The sequence below is a fragment of the Ruegeria sp. BG10 genome (assembly GCF_056538575.1).
On sequence record NZ_JBQFTI010000001.1, the window covers coordinates 1,593,894 to 1,615,048 of the forward strand.

Below are 21,155 nucleotides of genomic sequence, written 5' to 3' on the forward strand. Positions count from 1 at the left end.
GTTTTTTTTGGCTATTTCTGTTTGGACATTGCCTGGTCGACAGCTACCGCTGCGATCAGCGCGATACCGACGATCATCAGTTGGGTGTACGAAGAAACGTTCAGCAAATTCAGTCCGTTGGACAAAATGGAGACAAAGGCGACGCCGATACCTACGCCAATGATTGATCCCCTACCGCCAAAAAGTGAAACACCACCGAGCACAACCGCTGCCACGGATTCAAGCGCTAGCGAAGACCCCAAAGTGGGCTGGCCGGAACCTACTCGCGCCGTAAGGATCAGAGAGGCAACCGCAGCGCAAACGCCGGATATTACATAAGCCCAGGTCTGTGTCTTACGTACCGGAATGCCGGACAGGCGCGCTGCCGCTGAATTACCGCCAACTGCGTAGATGTTGCGACCTAGTCGCGTGTAGTGAAGAGTGATTGCGGCTGAAACAAACAGCACCAATGAGATTAGGAATGGTACTGGCACTCCCATGAGGCGTGCAAACGCGATATCAGCAAAGCTGCCGGGTACACCCGTAATCGGAATGCCCTTGCTGATATTCAAAGCCACGCCCTGCGCAATAGACAGCATTGCCAATGTGGCAATAAAGGCCATCACGCGGAGTCTAGTCACCACTAATCCGTTGATCAAACCGACCAGCGCACCAGTTATTAAGCCGACGAAAATACCGACCGGAGCACCGTAGGCCGCCATTGCCATGCTGGCGACGACACTAACTAGCGCAACGATGGACCCAACGGACAGGTCCAGATCTGCATTTAGGACAACAAAGGTCTGTCCTATTGCCACTGCCGCGAGGGCTGCGGCTTGCAAGGCGACATTCCGCATGTTTGCGCCGGTCAAAAAAACGTCCGAACTTGCAGAAAAGTAGATAACGAGAAGGATGAGTGCCACCGGCATCCCAAATTCTCGAGCCCTATTCATAAGCGTGTCTTTGAGCTTTGTATTACTGGTTAGTCCGGTAGGCATAGTCGCTGTCTCTTGCGTCATTGTTTTGTTCCCTGTCTTTAAAGACGTCCTTAGGCTGTCATACCGCCGCCCCATGCCCGGTTGCGTGACCCGCAAAAGCGGCTTGCAGGATTTGGTTTTCGTCGAAATCCTCCCGCGAGAATTCCTTGATAATTTTGCCTGCCGACATCGTGACTATGCGATGGCAAACGTTCACGAGTTCTGGCAGTTCAGATGAAACAACGACAACCGCAGCGCCGTCTTCGGCGGCCTCATGGATCAGTTGGTAGATTTCAGCTTTTGCTCCGACATCAACACCTCTTGTCGGCTCATCCAGAATGAGAAGATCCGCCCCGGATAGGATCAACTTGCCAATAGCAATCTTCTGCTGGTTACCGCCTGAATACGTCGAAGTGTCATTGGACAATTGCCCACGAAAACGCATCCTGGTTGAAATTTCCTCCGCGATGGAGCGAACCTGTTTCCACTTGATGAATCCCGATGGGAAGATGCGGGGCATTGCCGACATCACGACATTTTCGTAACCGGACATGGACAACACCACGCCGGAACCTTTCCGGTCTTCGGACAGGTAGGATATGCCCGCTTCAATCGCATGCCTCGGATTGCGCGCCCTGAAATGCACGCCGTTTTTCACGATGCTGCCACTATCCAGAGGATCCGCGCCTATGATTGAGCGCATCACCTCAGTCCTGCCCGCTCCGACAAGACCGCTGAAACCGACAATTTCACCTGACCGCACTTCAAAGGAAACGTCGTCGAACACGCCTGCGCGGGTCAGACCTTCGGCCCGAAAATGAACGCTCCCAATATTGTCATTGACCTTTGGGAACAGTTTTTCCAGCACACCCCCAACCATCATGCTAACGAGTTCATTGGTGTCGCGGACGTCTTTGCGGTCACGAACTTCAATCAATTCGCCATTGCGCAAAATGGTGATACGATCTGATACGTCCAAAACCTCATCGAGGCGGTGGGACACGAAAATCATGCTGTGGCCGGATTCACGCAACTGCTTCATGATGCCCAAAAGCTGTTCTGCTTCGACGTCGGACAGTGAAGCCGTCGGTTCATCTAAGATCAAAACCGGCGGGTCCAGAACCAAACCTCGAGCAATCTCAACCAATTGCATTTCACCTGTTGACAGCGTTTCGGCCCTTGCGTCTGGGTCTAAATCAATCCCCATACGTTCAAATATTCTCTGGGCCGTTTCCCGTGCCGCTTTGCGCGAATAAACTGAAGCCATTGGTCCAGTCATCGGCAAGTTCCCAAGTACGACGTTCTCCGCGACCGAAAGGCTCGGAATTACTGTAAGCTCTTGAAATACCGTTACGATACCAGCTTCTCTAGCATCCTGAGGGGAAGTGAAATGCACCGACGACCCGCCGACATTAATCTTACCGGCGCTGGCAAGTGTATCGCCGGATAAGATTTTGATCAGCGATGATTTCCCCGCTCCATTTTCTCCCACCAAAGCGTGTATTTCACCTTGGCGAAGATCAAAATCGACACCGGACAGCGCTACCGCACCTGGGTAGACCTTGCTTATACCCGTCAGCGAGATCAAAGTGTTCTTTGCGCTGGCGCTCGCCATTATCCAACTCCCGATGGTGCAACTGTTCGTTCTAGTAGGTCGGTGGTCTGCTGAAATCACAACCGACTATTGATACCGGAATGATTTACTTTTTGTTATGCATGATACTGTCAAAGCTCTACCTTTATGGTTTTTAGGCACTCTTTCACGATGGCACCCTGGTCAAGGCTGCCCTGCTTGCTCGTGTTTCATTTAAAGAGAACGGTTTGGTCTGGTCGCCTGCCAAACCTTAGAGCGCTCATACCGGCACCCATGACATTTAACCAAGCACTAAAGGAACAAAAAGTTATGTGACGCCGTCAATCAGGCTATTTTTTGGGCTTAACTTCGGCAAAGCGACCAAAAGTCTATTGAAGGATCTCTCACTATGTGGAGCCTTTCCCGCGAGATAAGCCAATTCGGTCACGAAAGCTCAAGTTGGAGTAGGCAATTATGAACCGCGAGTATCGCACCGAAAACGATAGCATCGGCACCTTGAAGATACCCGCCGATGCGCTCTATGGTATTCAATCTGCTCGTGCACGGGATAACTTCGCCCTGTCGGGCGTCAAACTGAGCGACTTTCCTGAAATCGTACGCTCGCTAGCCATGGTCAAAAAAGCGGCAGCACTCTCGAATTGCGAGTTAGGAGCAATTCCCAAAAGAGCCGCTGATGCAATTATTGCAGTGTGTGATGAAATAATCGACGGACAGCACCACCACGCCTTTGTAGTGGATGTCATTCAAGGCGGTGCAGGCACGTCCACAAACATGAATGCGAACGAAGTAATCGCTAATCTCGCGTCTTCGAAGCTTGGTTTAGTGCTAGGGGACTACAGCGAAATTCACCCTAACGACACCGTGAATTGCTCTCAATCCACCAATGACGTCTACCCCACCGCGATGCGGTTGGCTTTGATCAGCCAATGTGCACCGTTAGTTGCTGAACTCCAGAGCTTGCGTCACTCCTTTGATACCAAGGCTACGGAGTTTGCTCACATTCAGAAAGTTGGGCGCACCCAGCTTCAGGATGCAGTCCCCATTTCCCTTGGCGAAGAATTCAAAGCCTTTTCCGATGCGATATGCAACGACATTGAACGTTTGCTGCAGCTTTCCGAAGTCCTGAAGGAGATCAACCTTGGCGGCACCGCAGTCGGAACCGGGGTGAATGCGCCCGATGGTTACCAAAACCGGGCTGTTTCGCATCTTTCTCAGATATTTGGAGAACCTCTCTCCGCCCATGAAAACCTGTTGGCTGCGTCGTACGACCAAAGCGCATTCGTCACTTACTCAGGAGTCCTAAAGCGCATCGCAGTGAAGCTTTCGAAAATCAGCAATGACCTACGACTGCTAAGCAGTGGCCCTCTAGCCGGAATTGGAGAAATCCATTTACCGCCCGTTCAAGCGGGATCATCGATCATGCCAGGAAAAGTTAACCCAGTAATCCCTGAGGCCGTGAATCAAGTTGCCTACGAGATCATTGGACGAGACGTCACTGTGACTATGGCGGCAGAAGCAGGACAACTGCAGCTAAACGCTATGGAACCAATTATTTTTTACAGCATCCTCAACTCAACCCGCCTTCTGACCCGGGCAGCAAAAATGTTAAATGAAAAATGTGTAGCAGAAATTAAAGCTGACGAAGAACGATGCTCGGAGCTCCTGAAGAAAAGTGTGACACAAGCTACATCTCTGGTGCCTGTGATCGGTTATGAAAAGGCAGCCTTCGCGGCAAAGGCTGCGCTGAGACAGGGATTGTCTTTAAGGGAGGTTATATCCAGCGAGGGACTTATGGATCCGGCTGAATTGGAGCGACTACTTCCGATCTAATCCATGCCCATTAGGGCATCAGTCCATAAAGCAGATTTCATTCGTGACTCTCAACCTGGCGGCCTCCAGAAGATGCCCGCACCTCGTTAAGCAACCACTCTTTGAAAATCCTGACTTTACCTTGATCCCACGAGCGTTTTCGCCCGATCAGGAAGTAACGGCCGTCGCTGGAAATGCGGCGGTGCATTGCAGGCACAAGCAAGCCTGCGGCAATATCTCTTTGTGCTAGCACCTGCGGAACCAATGCAATTCCCCGCCCTTCAATCGCCGCCTGAATTGTCATGAAGAAATGGCCATAGGAGATTTCATGCTGCCGCATATCTACTTCCCAGCGTATAGCCTTGAAGAAATCGCTCCAAGCATTGGGTCTCGTCGCCATGTTGATCAGTGTCACGCTGCCGACCTGCGCCTCGTCAGTTATCTCACCATACCGTTCAACATAACCAGGAGAAGCAACTGCTATCAGTTCGTCGGGTAACAGAGGAGCAACCTGGAGTTGTGCCCAAGCCTTAGCCATCACCAGGTCAATTCGCGGCCTTCCTTCTGTGTTTAGTTCGGCCTCGACTGTCCCAACACGAATTGCAAGGTCAATTTCTTCTTTTTCAAAATCAACTGGTTTGATTGAATTAACCAGGTGCACTTCAATGTCCGGGTGCTTTTCTGAGAAATCCAGCAAGCGTGGCATAAGCCATTTAACTGAAAACGTGGGAAGGACCGAGATAGTGAGTATTCCGCTGCCTTTGTTCCCCCAGATCCTGTTTGTAGCCCGTTCTATTTGATCAAGTGCATCCCGTAAGGGAGGAAACAGAAGAATTCCCTCTTCAGTCAACTCTACTGCTCGGGTCATACGTTTAAAAAGTTTGACTCCAAGATCATCTTCTAGGGCTCGTATTTGGCGTGACACAGCGGCCTGGGTCACATTTAGCTCATCTGAAGCTGCCGAGAAACTGAGATGCCGAGCGGCCGCCTCAAACGTCCGCAGGGCATTGAGCGAAGGAAACCGGCGCGCCATCTCAACCTCAATGACAAATAACTTAAAGTAATGCATAATAGCATGAATTCTGCTTTGTACAAGCCGAGTAGATGGTGGAAAATTTATGTACGTCGCGCAATTGGCGTTACCGTGTCGCGTTAGAAAGCAGATTTTATCCCCCCTCTCCCGCGTACATGGCTGGGACCACTACACAGAACTGAGAGCCACTTATGAAAATCGAGCCTAATAACAGATTTCCTTATAGCGCTATCACAGATCGCCCTGATTTTTCGTGGCCGGGCGGAAAGAGAATGGCGGTGTACACAGCCCTATGCGTTGAACACTTTTCTTATGGGACCGGTGGTGGGTTGCCCTATTCACCCGGCTTGGAGCATCCAAATTCCTACAACTGGGGTTGGCGTGAATACGGCAACCGCGTCGGTGGTTGGCGGCTCTTAGAGCTCTACAATGAATATCAACTGCCGATGAGCGTTCTGCTGAACTCCGGCTGTTACGAGCATTGCCCCGAGTTAATCCAGGCCTATGCCGCGCGAGGAGACGAAATCGTCGCGCATGGGCACACAAATTCGGAACACCCCAACCATCTTTCGCCTGCTGAAGAGCGCGAAATGATCAAACAAGTCACCGAAATCATCAAAAAGCATAGCGGAGTTCAACCTCAGGGTTGGATGAGTCCCGGTGCCCATCCAAGCGCAGTAACAGAAGAACTGTTGGTTGAATTCGGTTACAAATACACGCTGGACTGGCCGATTGACGATCAGCCGACTTGGATGACGACAAAGAATGGTCCACTGCTAAGCGTTCCATACCCACATGAAGTTAACGATGTGCCGATGGTAGTACTCCATGACGGAACAGCGACGGCATTTGCGGACATGTGCATAGACAATGTTGCTGAGATGCTCGAACAATCCAAAAGTCAATCACTGGCGTGCGGTATCACCATACATTCTTTCATTGTGGGACAGCCCTTTCGCATCCGCCAGTTCCGTCGTGTACTTGATTTTCTCAACCAACATTCTGATGACATTTGGTTTGCAACAGCCGGCGAAATCGCAAATCACTATGCTGGGTTGTTCCCTGCAAACGACAAGTGACTGAAACACTTGGCAGACGGAGGTTCATACAATGCAGAGCGATATCCTCAAAGAGGCGCGCGCGCATCTGGACCATAACCTTGATCAATTTGGGATCACGCTCAGCCATGCAGATAAAGAAGCAGCGGCCTCGTCCGTGGTGGCTCAATTTCAGAAGCTGAACCCGGATGCAAAATCCGCCACAGAAACTGAAAAGACCCAAAATGCTGGCTTTGCCAAAGAGGCCGTTCAGGATCTGCTTCTCAATGTGGCTGTAACGCCCGAAATCACGTTCGAGCAAGCGCAAAAGGAGACCGGGTGCTTTCGCTCGGTCTTCGATCCGCCAAAATCGCCGAATATGATGCATGTTGCGGTCAAGGACATTTTTAGATTTGGAGGTCACCACCCAACCGCCGGTTTGGCAAACCCGCCAGAAGATCTGGACTTGCCAGAATCGCCTCTGATTTCAAGGCTGCGTACCGCAGGTGCGCATATTGCAGCTACAACCAAACTGTCAGCTTGGTGCTACCTCCCAATTGAGCTGAATGAGCAAGTTCCGCCACCACGCAACCCCCTAGGCGACGGCCTCCTTGTTGGAGGTTCCTCCAGTGGTTCTGCAGTCGCAGTTGCATCCGGAGCGGTCCAAATTGGAATTGGCAGCGACACTGGCGGATCGATCCGAATTCCAGCCGCATTGTGTGGTGTATATGGCTTCAAACCAAGTCGCGGTGCTATTCCAGTACAGGGCTCGGTGCCACTAGGAGAAACCCAAGACACCATTGGACTAATTGCGAAATCCCCAGTGAGCATCCAGTCAACCTTCGAGGTACTTGCAACGCAACCCGAAAAGACCGCTATACTTCGAGAAAAATCAATTGCTGGGATACCAAACGAGCTTTTTACGCAAGCCAGTCCGAATACGAAAATGGGGCTTAACGGTATAACAGTAGCCTTGCGTCAACTTGGACTAGAATGCGGTGAAGTCGCCGAACTGGACCTGGAACGAATGAACGCGACCGCAGGGCTCATAACTGGGTACGAGGCGGGAATCTTTCATGCACCGCGCATAGCCAAGTACCCAGAACAATACCCCACCTCCGTGCTAAAACGCCTCATGGTTGGCTTAGCTGTGCCAAACACAACGTATGAAATCGCGCAAGCCAACAGGGCAACTTGTGTTGAACACGTCGACCGCAGCATCTTTGCTTATTGCGACTGGATACTTGCGCCAGTGATCAACCGCGACGGCCTTACAGTCTCTGAATGGGGCGCCGACGGTGATCTGCAGGCCATCGGGAAACTGTCGCTTGAGCTTTTGTCACTGAACCGATGGGTCAACTTACTTGGTCTACCGTCCATCAGCATCCCGGTTTCTGGAGATGACTTAGTTCCCGCTGCTGTTCAAGTTGTTGGGAAATTCGGTTCTGACTACGAGTTGCTCAAGCTCGCATGCGAACTTGATGCGGTACTTCGTGACAGCTTTAGCTAAGACTTTTCTTAGTGAATATGCCGTCGTGGCATCATTAAGCCTCAACCGAATGTTAATTAGACCCTGCCCAACTAATGTATTTGGCGAACGCTGATCCGACACTGTTTGAGTCTAAGGGCATGGTCTAACGGTCAAAGACGATACACCTCCAGAACCGTGTAATAGTCTGAATGTAAATAGATGTTTTCTCTTCTCTAATTTAAAAAAAGGCCGACGCGTTTCGGCGCCGGCCAGGTACTGGGGGAGTGTTATTTAGGGGTCTATTTATCCTTGAACAAGACCAGCTTGTCGTACTCTGCGCTGCTTACCAGCGCTTCGATAATTACTGGGCCTTCCATCTTGAATCCCTCTTCCAGCTGCACTTGCAGTTCGGCTGGATCTTTTGCTTGCATCACAGGTACACCGAAGAGGTTGTCGCCACCGATGTTTCCTTCACGACCGCGAACCGGCGTACCGAAAATCGGGTTGCCCTTGCGTTGCTGTTTGATACGGATGAGGGCAAGATCGTTGTCGGTCAAAATCACGATGACAATATTAAGGTTTTCCCGAACAGCTGTTGAAAGCTCTCCTGCGGTCATCAGAAACCCACCGTCACCCAGTACCGCGCAAACCGGAGTTTCGGGACGGCAGAGTTTAGCTGCAATCGCTGCCGGCAGCCCAAACCCCATAGCTGACCATCCATTTGTCATTAACTGGGTCATAGGCGCGCGGGTTTCCCATTTTTGGCCAATCAAATGGGTATGCGCCCCCACATCGCACGCCATAATGCCGTCATCTGGTAAAACTTCACGCAGGGTATCCAACACAGCGCATGGACCAAACTCTTCGTTTCCGGGGCGCATCTGAGCAAAAATTGCATCCATGCGACTACGAACGTCGTCCATGTCCCAATCGTTATCTGTATTTTCAACTTTCGCCAAAGCGCGGAAATTGGACGCTATATCACCACCCACATGAAGGGTGTCCGTGTAAATCGACTTATCAATGTCCAGAGGCGCATCATCAATGTTGATCAGCGTCATCGGATGAAGCCAATTTTCGTAGTTGAACTCGACAGGATCGTAGCCAATGGCAATCATCAAGTCTGCTTGAGCATGGATTTCGCCGACTTTGTCACTCAAGGCGTGGAACACCACGCCGGCATAGGACCGATGAGATTCAGGAATCATTCCCTTGGCCATTGGCGTTAAAACGACAGGGATGTTGTGTCTTTCTGCAAAGTTCAGGATATCTTCTTGAAGGCCCGCGCGAACCGCGCCCAAGCCGAGAACCATTGCAGGTTTACGCGCTTTAGAAAAGGCCGACTTTGCTGCATTGATCACCTCGCTCGAAGCCTTCATGGGCACTAAAGCGGGCTTGGAAGTGGCTTCAGTCAGCGTGGCGGGTTGAGCGGTTAGATCAACCGGCATGCCAATATGAACCGCACCCGGGCGACCAGTAGTTGCGACTTCAAAGGCTTTGTCCAACGTTTCAGTTACATTGTCGGTGGTTAAACGAGTCGTCATTTTGGTAATCGGTTCCATCAACGCCTGATGGTCGATGTTCATCTGCACCACGCGATCACGGTTGGCCGCAGACATTTCGTCTGTGAGTGCAATAAGCGGTGAGCGATCCAATTGGGCGGAACCAACGCCGGTCGCGAGGTTCGTGGCGCCAGGGCCGAATGTAGCAAAACAGACACCAGGAACACCCGTTAGGCGCCCTGCAACATCAGCCATGAAACCCGCACCGCCTTCATGGGCCGTCAATACGAAATCAATCCCGTCGGTATTGCGGATCGCCTCCATGAAATCCACCCAGCCACCGCTTGGAACGCCGAAGACATGCTTAACCCCACGATCACGCAGACCTTCAATTACAGTTTGAGCCACTTTCTTTGTCATTGGTTTTATTCCCGAGCTAGAAGTTTCAGGCTTGAATGCAGACATACTGCGGTTCAGTGAATTCAAGGATTCCCAGACGTGAGCCTTCTCGGCCATTGCCGGACTGTTTGACACCACCGAAAGGAATGGGTGCGCCGGTCAGCTTTGCAGTGTTCACAGCCACCATTCCGTACTCTAGCTTGGACGGTAGTGTTTGAACCCGCGTTACATCGTTGGTGTAAGCATATGCGACCAAGCCATATTCAGTGTCATTGGCCGCCTTTACTACGGCTTCTTCATTGTCGAACGGCATTAAGGCCGCGACGGGTCCGAACGTTTCCTCATAGGTGATTTTCATGTCCGGAGTTACGTCTGCTAACACTGTCGGCTTGAAATAAAGACCGCCCTGTTCGGGCTGCTCACCTCCGCACATCAGTCGGGCACCTTTTTTGACGGCGTCCTCAACATGCTCCATTGATTTGCGCAGTGTTGGATTGGACGCTAGCGGACCAATATCTACTGCCGTATCAAACCCGTCACCCACTACCAACTTATTGGCTTCTTCGGTGAAGCGGGTGACGAATTGATCATAGAGGCTGCGAGCCACAAAAATTCGATTGGCAGCCAGACAGTCTTGGCCACCTGTTTGATATTTGGCAGAAATCGCCCCCTGAACGGCGGCCTCAAGATCAGCGTCGCTAAATACGATAAACGGAGCGTGTCCACCCAGTTCCAGCGATACACGTTTCACCGTCGCTGAACATTGCTCCATGATATTGCGACCAACTTCGGTTGACCCTGTATAGGACACGGCCCGCACTTCGGTATGGGCACACAACTCTGACACAAGTTCCCTCGCGTGGCCTGTCACAACCCGGAATACACCTTCGGGAACACCTGCTTCGCGAGCCAGCATTTCCAGCGCCATTGCGGAAAATGGGGTAACTTTGGATGGTATCGAAACAACGGTGCACCCAGCGGCCATGGCTGCAGCTGCCTTACGGGTGAGCATCGCAGATGGAAAATTCCAAGGCGTAATGGCTCCAACCACTCCAACAGGTTGGTGAGTTACTTTCATTGACTTACCTGGCAGGTGGCTAGGAATCGTGTCCGCGTAAAGCCGGTTTCCCTCTTCAGCGAACCATTCAATAAAACTAGCCGCGTAGGCAATTTCGCCTTGTGCATCAGCTACTGGCTTTCCTTGCTCCAATGTCATCATCGCAGCGAGTGAATTCGAGTTTTTTTGAATGAGGCGATGCCAGCGCATCATAATTGCGCCACGCTCTCTGGGCAGAAGTTCCGACCAAGCGCCAAGCGCTTCGCTTGCCTTACTGACGGCCTCTGCAACGCCGACAGCACCCTCGTTAGCTACAGCTCCTATCACTTCGCCAGTGCTCGGATTTTGAACATCAATCGTAGCTTTAGATTCAGAACTGCGTCGAAAGCTACTTACGACTTTTTCAAGCATAACTGTTGCAGCTGCTTTGGCGCTGTCATCAAGTAGAAGGTCAATTTGAGATCTTTGGTTCATAATTCCATCCGGTGCCGTCGAGTTAACGCCTGCGGTAAATCTGGCGCAGGCGGCAACCTCGGACAAACGACAATTGGATGCGCAGTCAGGAACAAAATATTATGCGTATTTTAGTTTTTTCGTTTATTTTTTAACTTACAAACAATTTTTTCTCTCACCGCTGGAGGCCACTGACACAGGCCAAAACAGCTGTCAGCCTTTTGTAGAAACGGCTTAAAGCAAGCTTAATCGCTATGTACCATCCGAGTATTTCGAGCTCGACGCCGCTCAGCGACGTGACGAAAAATCTGTATTGACCTCAAGTTAGGTTGAGCACTTAAGAAGAAAATAAGTTTCGAATCGCTACAAATTGGGTGAGCTATGTCTTTTTCGGACGCTAAAGTAAATGTTGGCACTGACGAGGTGTCTTGGCGTGAACTCATTGGAGGACCGTACTCTGCAATTTCACTGGTTCTAGCTGGTGGAATAGCGTTGCATGCAGTAAATCTTACGATCACCGCGACTATGCTACCTTCAATCGTTACTGATATTGGAGGCCAACATCTCTATTCTTGGACGTCGTCGCTTGCCACTGTCGCTGCTATTATCAGCGCCGCAATTACCGGTAAGTTTATGCGTTGGGTTGGCATTAAACGGAGCTTCGCAGTCGCAGGGCTCCTCTTTTCTATCGGGTGTTTGTTAGCTGCCACAGCGCCAAATATGTTTAACCTGCTGGCCGGACGAATTGTCCAAGGGGCTGGTGGTGGCATCCTATTCACCCTTTGCTACTCGATGATTGTTCTTCTTTATCCCGAGCGGCTTTGGCCACTAGCCCTAGCCCTGTTGTCTGGCACCTGGGGTGTTACGATGTTGTTTGGTCCAGCAATTGGAGGGATGTTCGCGCAGTTTGACGCCTGGCGCCTCGGCTTTGGAGCCATGCTTCCTGCAACGGCTGTTTTTGTCATTCTTGTCAACGTGGTGTTACCCAACAAAGAACCGACTGGCACGTCCGGTACAAAGATCGCATTCATTCAGTTGGCACTGCTTGCCGCATCGGTTTTAGCAGTTTCAATTGGAGGAGCGAGCCACAATCCCATTACGTCGGGTGTGTCGCTACTTGGTGCCGGAATGCTGATCACCGTTCTGGTCACGCGTGAAAGAGCCAAAGAGCCAAAGCTCTTTCCCACTGGGGCAATGAATTTTGACAATCCACTGTTTTGGGCAATTGCCGCCATGGCACTGTTAATTGTCTGCATCAATGCCGAGTTCTTTCTACCCTATTTTCTCCAAAAAGTGCACGGCTTTCAGCCCATATCCGCGGGTTACCTTGCTGCATTGGTATCTATTGGTTGGGCCGCGTCTGAAGTGATCTCGGCAAAAACTCGGAAGCAATTGGTGCCGACAATCTTGCTTCTTGGGCCTTGCCTAATCTGCGCTTCTTCTTTGACCTTGGCGCCGCTAATTCCACTTTCTCATGCCAATACGATGTTTGTCGTTGTCTTGGCGGTCGTATTGATTTCATTGGGGGCCGGAATAGGAGTGGGCTGGCCTCACCTCAATACCATGGCCTTTCAATTCACTTCAGAAAAAGAAAGGGATCAGGCAGCGTCAGCGATGTCTACTGTACAAATGTTTGCCGTGGCAATCGGGGCTGCATTTTCTGGGTTCATCGGAAACCTGACTGGCTTTCAAGAGTATTCGAACATCTCTCGATTGCAAAATTCTGCTTTTTGGATGTTTTTGTTCTTTGCCGCAATTGCCCTGCTGGCCTTGCTGGCGGTGCGGGCACTACTCAAAAGAACTTTGGATTCAAAAATGGAACCCTAAATTCAAATCTGAACGGATTGCCTCGCACTCAAAAGCTGCCAAAATAAAAACTGTGCCGACCTTAGGCAAAGCTAAGACTATATCCAAGCATCCGACAGGACGGACAACCCGCCTACCAAACTGAACCTGCTTCAAAACCTCGAATCCCGTTGTTCGAAACACAAACCCCGACGCCCATACAGAACTTACGACGGCGCCGTTTACAACTCTTGCCACGCAAGTCGAAGTTTTGTTGCCATAGGACCCTTGGTTTTCCGCCAGACTCACTCTATTTAGTTTCGTATCGAAACGAATAAGGTGAGTGAAGGACATGCGCTTTCTCGAACTGCCGATAAAAGCTCTTCGAGAGTTCCTGGCAATGGCACGAGCGGGTTCGGATATTCGTGACTACTTGAGATCAAATGCGCTGAAACCGCTTCCTTCAACAGATTTCAGTCAGGTTCTTAGGACGGTTTATGCCCGTCATGGCTTGGCGGAGGTATTTGAGGACGAAGACCAGGCAGGTTCCGCGAACTCCTACCAATTTGCAGAGCAGATCCGCGACTGCCTCGAAATTGCTGAGACAGAATTGAAGCTCGCTCGAGCTTCCGCTGAGGAAGAGCTAAAGAGTCTACAGGCTCAACAAATCACTTCACTGTCGAAGCGTTCAGGTCTTCTTGCAGTTCTAGACAGTGTCAATAAGTCTCTAGCTAATTTGGAAGATCTGAAGCATAGAAAATGTGGCTAGAATTCAGAACTTATCTCAGATCTGATGTGTGTTCTGCGCATATTGCTTGCGAGTCTCCGATAGTTAGCGGTTCTGAAAGCAACCGACAAAAACTTGGAGATCCTTGCTCGTGACGTTGCTGAAAGAACTTGCAGGTTTGGCAAACTCCAAAAGGCTTCCAGTCTTGCTGCTGAACGATTTCACTCAGCAGTTTAAGAATTGTATCCGAAGTTTGTTGTTCGACTTCAACCGGAAGCTTTTCGACAGCCTTCTGCAGTAAGATGAATGGATCCTCCTTAAGCTGTTCGAAACCAGCGGCCGTTAGGGACAATCGCAGTCCGCGCCGATCCTTTTCATCAATGTTTCTTTCAATCAAACCTTTAGACTCAAGGGACTTTAGAGTTTGAGATACAGTCCCTTTTGTGGTTCCGAGATAACTGGTCAAAGCAGAATGGCTTCTTGAAAACCGGTTCGCCTTTTCCAAGTACCGCAACACCTCCCATTGAACCGGTTTTAGCCCTTGTGAAAACCCGTCGTTCTGTAAAACGCGCCCCATACGTTCGAGCAGGATGTGAAGTCGTGTATCGGTGTTCATACCGGCAATGTATCGAGTCAAAAGCTATTTGTTCAATACCATAAATGGCCATTTTCGTTAGGCATTCCGGTCACGAGAGCTATGTGCGCCTATCGGGTAAGATTGATGCTCCTCAGCCAACCAAGGGTAGGTTCATAACTCTGAATTTTGGATCATACTCGCCTCCAGGGAAGACAATAGGCTGGCCATGCCTGGAGCCAATTTAATCGTATCGGCCAGAGTATACTTGTCGAGTTCGTCAAAGAAGGCGTTCTGCGCTGCCTCCAAGGCTGTCGCCAGGCCACAGGCAGGTGACAGACGGCATGTTCCGCCTTCTGGTCCAAAACACTCAACTAGCGGCCTGTCAGCTTCCAGTTTTCGAAGAATTTCTCCCAGAACAATTTCAGTCGGGTCTTTTGCAAGACGGAGCCCACCTCCCCTACCGCGAAGTGAATCTGCATAGCCCTCCTGTGCTAACCAGACCGTCACCTTTGTGAAGTGATTGTACTTTGCCTGATGAAGTTCAGCGATTTGACGTGTGGTCAACAACTTATCCGGTGAGGCGGCTAAATGAACGAGGATTCGAAGAGCATAGTCCGAGAATTTTGATAGGAGCATGTGTGCCATTGTGCCACCCCATAATACGCATCTCAAGTGCGATTTTAAATTGACATTTACAATGCTAATTATCTATCAAGTATCGACTCGCAACAAATGAGACAGTTATGCAATCGACAGTTTTTATGGTGACGTTGGCGCTGATGGCGTTTCTCGCGGCCGCCTGCCTGCGCACAATATGGGCCACCGAAAACGCTGGCAGCCAGCGTGTTGTCAATAATACGCGCTCGGCACTTCTTTGGTTTTTAGTAACACTCGGAATAGTCGTGTCCATTGCCTCTCTGCGCGACTGGCCCAATCGAAGCGCAAGCAGCGATGCGCTGATTGTGAACATCTCCAGCGGCCAATGGTGGTGGGACACTGACACAACAGAAATCCCACTGGGCCAGGAGGTGGAATTTCGAGTGACTTCCGAAGATGTGAACCACGGCTTAGGGATCTATGACCCAAGCTCACGTTTGGTTGTGCAGGTGCAAGCCATGCCAACTTACACAAACAAGGTCGTCCATACTTTTGAAGAAACTGGCACCTACTCCATTCTTTGCATGGAGTTCTGCGGCGTTGCCCATCACGCCATGACCTATGAATTTGAAGTTGTGGAAAAAGCCCAATGACCTCGATAACTGACCATCACACGCCTCAGACAACTCTTGCGAACACCCAGTTCGTCAAGCTCACAATGCTCGTAAGTGGCATCGTTTTTCTCCTTATGATGATCTTCGGTCTCGCAATGAGAATGGCTCAAGGCGGTACAATTGAACTCGATCCAGCAATTTTCTACCTGCTGCTGACTGCACATGGGGCTGGCATGGTAGGAACCGCAGCACTCTCTGGTGCCGCAATAATGTGGTTCCTTTGCGCTCGCTATGTAGACCTTAGACCAGCGATTTACGTAACCTTCCTAGGGCTTTTTCTTTTGGGTGTAGCCCTAATCCTGGGTTCTATTTTTGTCGGAGGATACGGAGGAGCATGGACGTTTCTCTTTCCACTGCCGGCACTGTCTGGTGGAGCTTGGGAAGCAGGTGCAGCTGTGACATTTTGCTTTGGTTATCTAGCCATCGGTGTCGGATTCCTGCTGTACTACTTTGAAGTTGGCTTGAAAATATCGCGAAAGTACCGCGGCCTGTTTGGAGGACTTGGCTGGCGCTATTTGTTTACTGGAGACGCGGACAATGTTCCCCCGCCAACAATAGTCGCGGCGTCTTCTGTACTGGTATTTAATACAATCGGCATCGTATTCGGTGCTGCTGTCTTGGCCGCAAGCATCGTGAACTTGATCTTCCCCGAGTTCGAAGTTGATCCATTGCTTGCAAAGAACGCAATTTACTTCTTCGGACATGTGTTCATCAATGCCACCATCTACATGGCTGTTACCGCTGTTTACGAAATAATCCCGAGCTACACTGGCAGGCCGTGGAAATCCACACGTCTGTTGGTTGCCGGCTGGGCCGCGGTGGTTGTTTTTGTCCAGGCTGTCTACTTCCACCACCTACTTCAAGACGTAAACATGCCTGCCTGGACGATGGCAGTCGGGCAGATTGTGTCCTATGCCTCTGGAGTTCCGCTCATTGGGATCACCGTGTTTTCCTTATGCGCGTATATCAGAGGATCAGGAATAAAGTGGGACCTTCCAGCTAGCCTATTGGCTCTTGGCGTCATTGGTTGGGGACTGGGCTCAATTCCTGCGGTTATCGACGGCATGGTTGCTGTGAACAAAGTAATGCACAATACGCAGTGGGTCCCCGGTCATTTCCACATTTACCTTTTGCTAGGCGAAGTCGCCATGGCATTCGGTTTCTCCGTTTGGCTCGTGCGTAACGGCCTGAATGTTGGGATGAGCACGCTCGATAAGCTTGTCTTCCGCTCATATGTTTTCGGCGCCATCGGTTTCTGCCTGATCTTCCTGTGGTCTGGAGCTAGCTCAATTCCAAGGCGGTGGGCTGAACACTACGAAGAATGGCAACTCCAAAGTCAACTCGCGAGCCTCTTTGCGATTATCGTCGTATTGGCAACGGCAGGACTCGTGGCTCGTTTTGCAATCGAAATGTTGAGGAAAGCGCGATGAATACCGAGGTCGCGCTTGCCATCGGCACACTAGCGCTAGGTTGTCTTGCCGTCAGCGAAGCGACCGACGGGTTTCGTGCAATCACTGCTGAAGGCGCGCGTCGGATAACAATTGCTGAAAATCCCAAGCCCGTTCCCAACGTCGCACTTGAGACAATGGATGGCAGTTGGAAGCAACTGCCATCAGATAGTCCTGCCTTGGTGGAGTTCATCTACACGACATGCCCCACAGTCTGCCAAGCTTCGGGCGGTGACTTTGCTGAACTCAGAGACCACCTTGCATCGACGGGTTTATCTGTTCCGATGTACTCAATTAGCTTCGATCCGGAAGTTGACGATGTGGACGCCATGCAAGGATATGCGGAGCTGCATACTGCGACCGGTTCGCCTTGGACGGTAGCACGACCCAACCAAGCGGATTTGGAAAAACTGCTCGAAGTTTTCCAAGTCACAGTGATCCCCGATGAATGGGGAGGTTATCAGCACAACATCGCTGTTCTCTTGATCAATCGTACAGGGAAATTTGCTGGGGCGTTTGACACGCGTTCCTTTGATGAAATCCAGGATGCGATCCGAGCAGAGCTGTAATGACGCGTCTGTTGGCATCGACCACGTGCTTCACACTGGCAATCGTCGTACAAGCTTGGGTGGCGAGTGATCCGGTTGTGCATGTTCTTGTGCAGTTTCCATTGTTGGCGGCTGCCGGGTATCTGCTTTCAAACTCACAAAAATCTTCAGGCCACGCGAGAGCGCCTATGCTGCTTGTCGCGCTCTTTGCCGGGGCAATTTGGATGCTCCCGCGGTCTCTAGATGCTGCGCTTTCGTCCGACACCTGGCATTTGGCGAAATTCGTTTCGCTGCCTTTGTTGGTGGGTCTACCACTCGGTGTGTCATGGCCCGGTTTGGGTCCTGTATTACGAGGAATACTGAAGGCGCAGTCCGTTTCCATGCTGCTTTTTCTGGGATTTCTCTACACGCACGCGCCAATCAGAATATGCAACTCTTACTTGTTAGGTGATCAATACCGGCTAGGCATCGGCTTCGTTATTGTTGCCGCAGCATTGGTCGTATTTTGGATCACTCCCGCGTTCGTCGGACAAACCACAGCTTCTATTAGGGAACCGCGCAATGGACTACCGCGCCACTGTAACTAAATTCGCTGAAACCGCCGCGCAGAAGCGAGCGTATCTGTCAAAGAATCCTATTGGGTTTTTGGTTCTCGCAATGATGGCAGGAGCTTACGTCGGCTTGGGTATTTTGCTGATTTTTTCAGTTGGGCAAGGGGTCGACATAAGCCTGCGTCCAATTGTTATGGGGGCTAGCTTTGGCTTAGCGTTAACGCTTGTGATTTTTGCCGGATCCGAACTGTTCACTGGCCACACCATGTACATGACGCATGGCCTGCTAACGCGTCGAACAACCTTGAACGATTTGACGATCTGTTGGGTCTACAGTTGGATCGGAAATTTGGCTGGCGCCGTACTGCTGGGGTTTATTTTTGTCCAAAGTGGTGGTGGCTTGGTGTTGGCCGGTCAGCAAGACAACTTGATAATGGAAGTCGCCGCCAAGAAAATAAGCGGCTCTCCGCATGAGCTTTTTCTGAAGGGTGTCCTTTGCAATTGGTTGGTTTGCCTAGCAATATGGGCAAGCTCGAATTCTCAAAACGACATGGCGAAGTTAGCCATAATTTGGTTCTGCCTTTATGCTTTCATTGCGGCAGGGTTTGAGCACTCGGTCGCTAACATGACCGTGTTTTCCGTCGCTCTATTCGCCGAATACTCAGAAAGTCTGAACTTGGCAGGCGCATTGCGAAACTTGTTTTTTGTCACCGTAGGAAATGCCGTTGCCGGTGCGGTGATAATGGGTCTTGGGTACTGGGTTGCGGCCGGAACACCGACGCGAGATCTGATGCCCGACAAATGAATATTGAACGGCTTGATTTGAACGGGACACTAGAACTTTGTTGAGTAACGCTCGATTGGAGTCTGTTGAATGCAGGCTCCAATTTGGGTTCAAGAGTTCACGCTGCCCCGGCTTTGCGCACTCGATCTTGTGCTCTAGCAACGTTTTTGAGAACGTAGTCGAGAGCTGCTCATCTTCTCATTATTGCGAGATCGATAAGCGCAACAGTTTGAAGAACCCCTACTGGCCTACCTCTAGAGTACCGACTGACAACGGTTGGCCTTCGTAGGCATTAATGGCCAACCGGACATGCCAAAATTTCATTCCGACATAGCTCAACAGTAGCACGGCAATAATGAGCACAATCATATGTTTGCACTGTCTCTCACGGTTACTTGTCACGGTCGACCATCCCCGCCCAAACAACGTATATGGTGAGTTGCCGGATCTCAGCGGGTGTCAAACGACCCGACCAGTGAGGCATGACTCCAGCGCGCCCGTACCATAACGTTTCCTTCAGATCCTGACGATCAGATCCGTAAATCCACGCCTCATCAACAAGGCTAGGTGCACCGTTTTCCAAACCTCCAACACCTCCCTCAGAATGACAGGACGCACAGCTGTCTGAGAAGATCACTTCTCCTCGGCCTGCCATTTCCTTATCATGGCCTTGGGAGGAGATTTTCAGAATGAACTCGATTACGTCATCGAGTTCTGCTTTCGTCAGAAGCTCATCGCGCCCAAATGCGGGCATTTCCGCATAGCGTGAATCATCATGTTGTGAATTGATGCCAAACTGAATTGTGTATTCGATTTCCTCAGGCGAGCCGGACCAAAGCCAATGATCGTCCGCCAAGTTTGGGAACTTCCTTTGTCCCATCAGGTCTTTGCCGTGACAAGCTGCGCAGTTGTCATCAAAAAGTACAGAAATTGACTTCTCGAAACGATCCCTAAGCGTCTCGTCTTGAGCCAGAGCGGCGACATCACGCGCAACAAACGGCTCGAAGTTCACTGCCTGCTGGGCGCTCGCCAAGCGCACTTCCTGTTTTACGGCAACTCGAGACGAATATCCCAGTAGACCTCGAGAATAGCCCTCAATTAATGGCCAAGCAGGGTAGAGAACCCACATCAGTACACAAACCAAGATCGACACCCAAAGCCAAATCCGAAAAGCTCTGGGCACGGGGTTTTTTAGCTCACGTATTCCATTCCACTCATGACCCGTAGTGTTCTCTTGGAGAGGGTCGTCTTGTTCATGTGTCACCGTTGTATTTCCTCTTCAGTAAGAGGGCTTAACGACGCTTTGTCGTAGATGGACTTTCTTCCTGGCCAATAAGTCCAAATCGCAGCCACTAGAAATACGACAAGAAGGTAAATCGCACCCCATGTCTTGGAAAACACCAGGACAGCATCGTGTGTCATCGCGCTATTTCCTCGATGTTTAGTTGATCCAGCTCTGCCAAAGTTCCAAGCACTTGCAGATACGCTACGAGCGCATCCATTTCACTTAGCCGACGGGGATTTCCATCAAAGTAACGTGCCTGAACCTTTTCGCCGTATCGTTCGAAAAGCTCATCAACGTATTCGCCATCGAGGCTTGCCTGAGACAGGGCATCGCGTTCTGCGTATTTGATTTGCTCAGCCGAATACGGCACCCCAGCGTAGGAGAGGGCTTTCATCGAAGCTGGTAGTGAGCCGGTGTCCAATCGGCGCTCAGCAAGAAAAGCGTACCCAGGCATTACTGACCCGGGCACAACTTCCCGAGGCGCGATGAGATGGGCAACATGCCAATCATCGGAGTACTTCGTCCCGACCCTTGCGAGATCTGGGCCGGTTCGCTTTGAGCCCCATTGATGTGGGTGGTCATACATCGATTCAGCTGCCAGACTGAAATGCCCGTACCGATCCACGTCCGACCTTAGAGTACGGATCATCTGACTGTGGCATGCGTAACAACCTTCTCGTACGTAGATATCCCTGCCGGCGAGTTCCAATGGAGTGTATGGTCGCATCCCCTCGACTTCTTCCACGGTGTTTTCAATTGTGAATAACGGAGCGATTTCAAATATCCCGCCAAGTGATGCGACAAAGAGAATTGCCATCGCGAACACGATCCCGTTTCTCTCAAGTTTTTGGTGTTGCGTATTCATCGA

20 protein-coding genes are annotated in these 21,155 nt (G+C 50.7%); 10 read left to right on the plus strand and 10 right to left on the minus strand.

Annotation, left to right across the window (positions count from 1 at the left end; all coding sequences use genetic code 11):
* Nucleotides 1-11 precede the first annotated feature (11 nt).
* Both ACR0D8_RS07865 and ACR0D8_RS07870 read right to left on the minus strand, forming a co-directional pair.
* Nucleotides 12-998 carry an ABC transporter permease gene (locus ACR0D8_RS07865; RefSeq protein ID WP_480645626.1) on the minus strand — a complete coding sequence of 329 codons (987 nt, stop codon included), beginning with the start codon at nucleotides 996-998 and terminating at the stop codon, nucleotides 12-14.
* 37 nt (nucleotides 999-1,035) lie between these two features.
* Complete coding sequence (locus ACR0D8_RS07870; protein ID WP_480645627.1) at nucleotides 1,036-2,571, minus strand: sugar ABC transporter ATP-binding protein; 1,536 nt, start codon at nucleotides 2,569-2,571, stop codon at nucleotides 1,036-1,038.
* Nucleotides 2,572-3,003: 432 nt separating this feature from the next.
* Between ACR0D8_RS07870 and ACR0D8_RS07875 the strand changes: the two genes are divergently transcribed.
* Nucleotides 3,004-4,380 carry an aspartate ammonia-lyase gene (locus ACR0D8_RS07875; protein ID WP_480645628.1) on the plus strand — a complete coding sequence of 459 codons (1,377 nt, stop codon included), beginning with the start codon at nucleotides 3,004-3,006 and terminating at the stop codon, nucleotides 4,378-4,380.
* 37 nt (nucleotides 4,381-4,417) lie between these two features.
* Here the strand turns inward: ACR0D8_RS07875 and gcvA are convergent, their stop codons facing one another.
* On the minus strand, nucleotides 4,418-5,428 hold the full coding sequence (gene gcvA, locus ACR0D8_RS07880) for a transcriptional regulator GcvA (RefSeq protein ID WP_480645629.1): 1,011 nt from the start codon (nucleotides 5,426-5,428) through the stop codon (nucleotides 4,418-4,420).
* 155 nt (nucleotides 5,429-5,583) lie between these two features.
* Here gcvA and ACR0D8_RS07885 point away from each other — a divergent pair, with 155 nt between their 5' ends.
* Both ACR0D8_RS07885 and ACR0D8_RS07890 read left to right on the plus strand, forming a co-directional pair.
* Nucleotides 5,584-6,471, plus strand: coding sequence for a polysaccharide deacetylase family protein (locus ACR0D8_RS07885; RefSeq protein WP_480645630.1), 888 nt, complete (start codon nucleotides 5,584-5,586; stop codon nucleotides 6,469-6,471).
* A 31-nt stretch (nucleotides 6,472-6,502) separates the two neighbouring features.
* The gene (locus ACR0D8_RS07890) at nucleotides 6,503-7,939 is read left to right on the plus strand and encodes an amidase (RefSeq protein WP_480645631.1); all 1,437 of its coding nucleotides are present in this window, start codon (nucleotides 6,503-6,505) and stop codon (nucleotides 7,937-7,939) included.
* Nucleotides 7,940-8,199: 260 nt separating this feature from the next.
* On the opposite strand, the gene ACR0D8_RS07895 is transcribed toward ACR0D8_RS07890, so the two are convergent.
* Complete coding sequence (locus ACR0D8_RS07895; protein ID WP_480645632.1) at nucleotides 8,200-9,822, minus strand: thiamine pyrophosphate-binding protein; 1,623 nt, start codon at nucleotides 9,820-9,822, stop codon at nucleotides 8,200-8,202.
* Between the two features lie 25 nt (nucleotides 9,823-9,847).
* Complete coding sequence (locus ACR0D8_RS07900) at nucleotides 9,848-11,332, minus strand: NAD-dependent succinate-semialdehyde dehydrogenase (RefSeq protein WP_480645633.1); 1,485 nt, start codon at nucleotides 11,330-11,332, stop codon at nucleotides 9,848-9,850.
* Nucleotides 11,333-11,692: 360 nt separating this feature from the next.
* Between ACR0D8_RS07900 and ACR0D8_RS07905 the strand changes: the two genes are divergently transcribed.
* Together ACR0D8_RS07905 and ACR0D8_RS07910 are read left to right on the plus strand one after the other, a co-directional pair.
* Entirely contained in the window at nucleotides 11,693-13,138 is a 1,446-nt protein-coding gene (locus tag ACR0D8_RS07905; RefSeq protein ID WP_480645634.1) for an MFS transporter, read from the plus strand.
* Nucleotides 13,139-13,448: 310 nt separating this feature from the next.
* A complete protein-coding gene (locus ACR0D8_RS07910) occupies nucleotides 13,449-13,865 on the plus strand; it encodes a hypothetical protein (protein WP_480645635.1) in 417 nt (138 codons plus the stop codon).
* A 10-nt stretch (nucleotides 13,866-13,875) separates the two neighbouring features.
* Here the strand turns inward: ACR0D8_RS07910 and ACR0D8_RS07915 are convergent, their stop codons facing one another.
* On the minus strand, nucleotides 13,876-14,439 hold the full coding sequence (locus ACR0D8_RS07915; RefSeq protein ID WP_480645636.1) for a MarR family winged helix-turn-helix transcriptional regulator: 564 nt from the start codon (nucleotides 14,437-14,439) through the stop codon (nucleotides 13,876-13,878).
* Between the two features lie 132 nt (nucleotides 14,440-14,571).
* On the minus strand, nucleotides 14,572-15,045 hold the full coding sequence (locus tag ACR0D8_RS07920; protein ID WP_480645637.1) for an RrF2 family transcriptional regulator: 474 nt from the start codon (nucleotides 15,043-15,045) through the stop codon (nucleotides 14,572-14,574).
* Nucleotides 15,046-15,143: 98 nt separating this feature from the next.
* Between ACR0D8_RS07920 and ACR0D8_RS07925 the strand changes: the two genes are divergently transcribed.
* Genes ACR0D8_RS07925 through ACR0D8_RS07945 form a run of 5 tightly spaced genes read left to right on the plus strand, consistent with a single transcriptional unit; the run spans nucleotide 15,144 to nucleotide 19,023 of the window.
* Nucleotides 15,144-15,650, plus strand: a complete 507-nt coding sequence (locus ACR0D8_RS07925) for a cupredoxin domain-containing protein (RefSeq protein WP_480645638.1) — start codon at nucleotides 15,144-15,146, stop codon at nucleotides 15,648-15,650.
* Entirely contained in the window at nucleotides 15,647-17,101 is a 1,455-nt protein-coding gene (locus ACR0D8_RS07930; RefSeq protein WP_480645639.1) for a cbb3-type cytochrome c oxidase subunit I, read from the plus strand. Before ACR0D8_RS07925 ends, ACR0D8_RS07930 begins: the two co-directional genes overlap by 4 nt.
* On the plus strand, nucleotides 17,098-17,688 hold the full coding sequence (locus tag ACR0D8_RS07935; RefSeq protein WP_480645640.1) for an SCO family protein: 591 nt from the start codon (nucleotides 17,098-17,100) through the stop codon (nucleotides 17,686-17,688). Before ACR0D8_RS07930 ends, ACR0D8_RS07935 begins: the two co-directional genes overlap by 4 nt.
* The gene (locus ACR0D8_RS07940; RefSeq protein WP_480645641.1) at nucleotides 17,688-18,254 is read left to right on the plus strand and encodes a hypothetical protein; all 567 of its coding nucleotides are present in this window, start codon (nucleotides 17,688-17,690) and stop codon (nucleotides 18,252-18,254) included. Before ACR0D8_RS07935 ends, ACR0D8_RS07940 begins: the two co-directional genes overlap by 1 nt.
* Nucleotides 18,229-19,023, plus strand: a complete 795-nt coding sequence (locus ACR0D8_RS07945; protein WP_480645642.1) for a formate/nitrite transporter family protein — start codon at nucleotides 18,229-18,231, stop codon at nucleotides 19,021-19,023. Before ACR0D8_RS07940 ends, ACR0D8_RS07945 begins: the two co-directional genes overlap by 26 nt.
* A gap of 370 nt (nucleotides 19,024-19,393) precedes the next feature.
* Here the strand turns inward: ACR0D8_RS07945 and ccoP are convergent, their stop codons facing one another.
* From ccoP to ccoO, 3 genes are read right to left on the minus strand one after another with little or no spacing between them, the layout of a single operon-like run.
* A complete protein-coding gene (ccoP, locus tag ACR0D8_RS07950) occupies nucleotides 19,394-20,266 on the minus strand; it encodes a cytochrome-c oxidase, cbb3-type subunit III (RefSeq protein WP_480645643.1) in 873 nt (290 codons plus the stop codon).
* The gene (locus ACR0D8_RS07955; protein WP_480645644.1) at nucleotides 20,263-20,424 is read right to left on the minus strand and encodes a cbb3-type cytochrome oxidase subunit 3; all 162 of its coding nucleotides are present in this window, start codon (nucleotides 20,422-20,424) and stop codon (nucleotides 20,263-20,265) included. Before ACR0D8_RS07955 ends, ccoP begins: the two co-directional genes overlap by 4 nt.
* Nucleotides 20,421-21,152, minus strand: coding sequence for a cytochrome-c oxidase, cbb3-type subunit II (gene ccoO / locus ACR0D8_RS07960; protein WP_480645645.1), 732 nt, complete (start codon nucleotides 21,150-21,152; stop codon nucleotides 20,421-20,423). The genes ACR0D8_RS07955 and ccoO overlap by 4 nt, the downstream gene beginning before the upstream one ends.
* Between the last annotated feature and the right edge of the window lie 3 nt (nucleotides 21,153-21,155).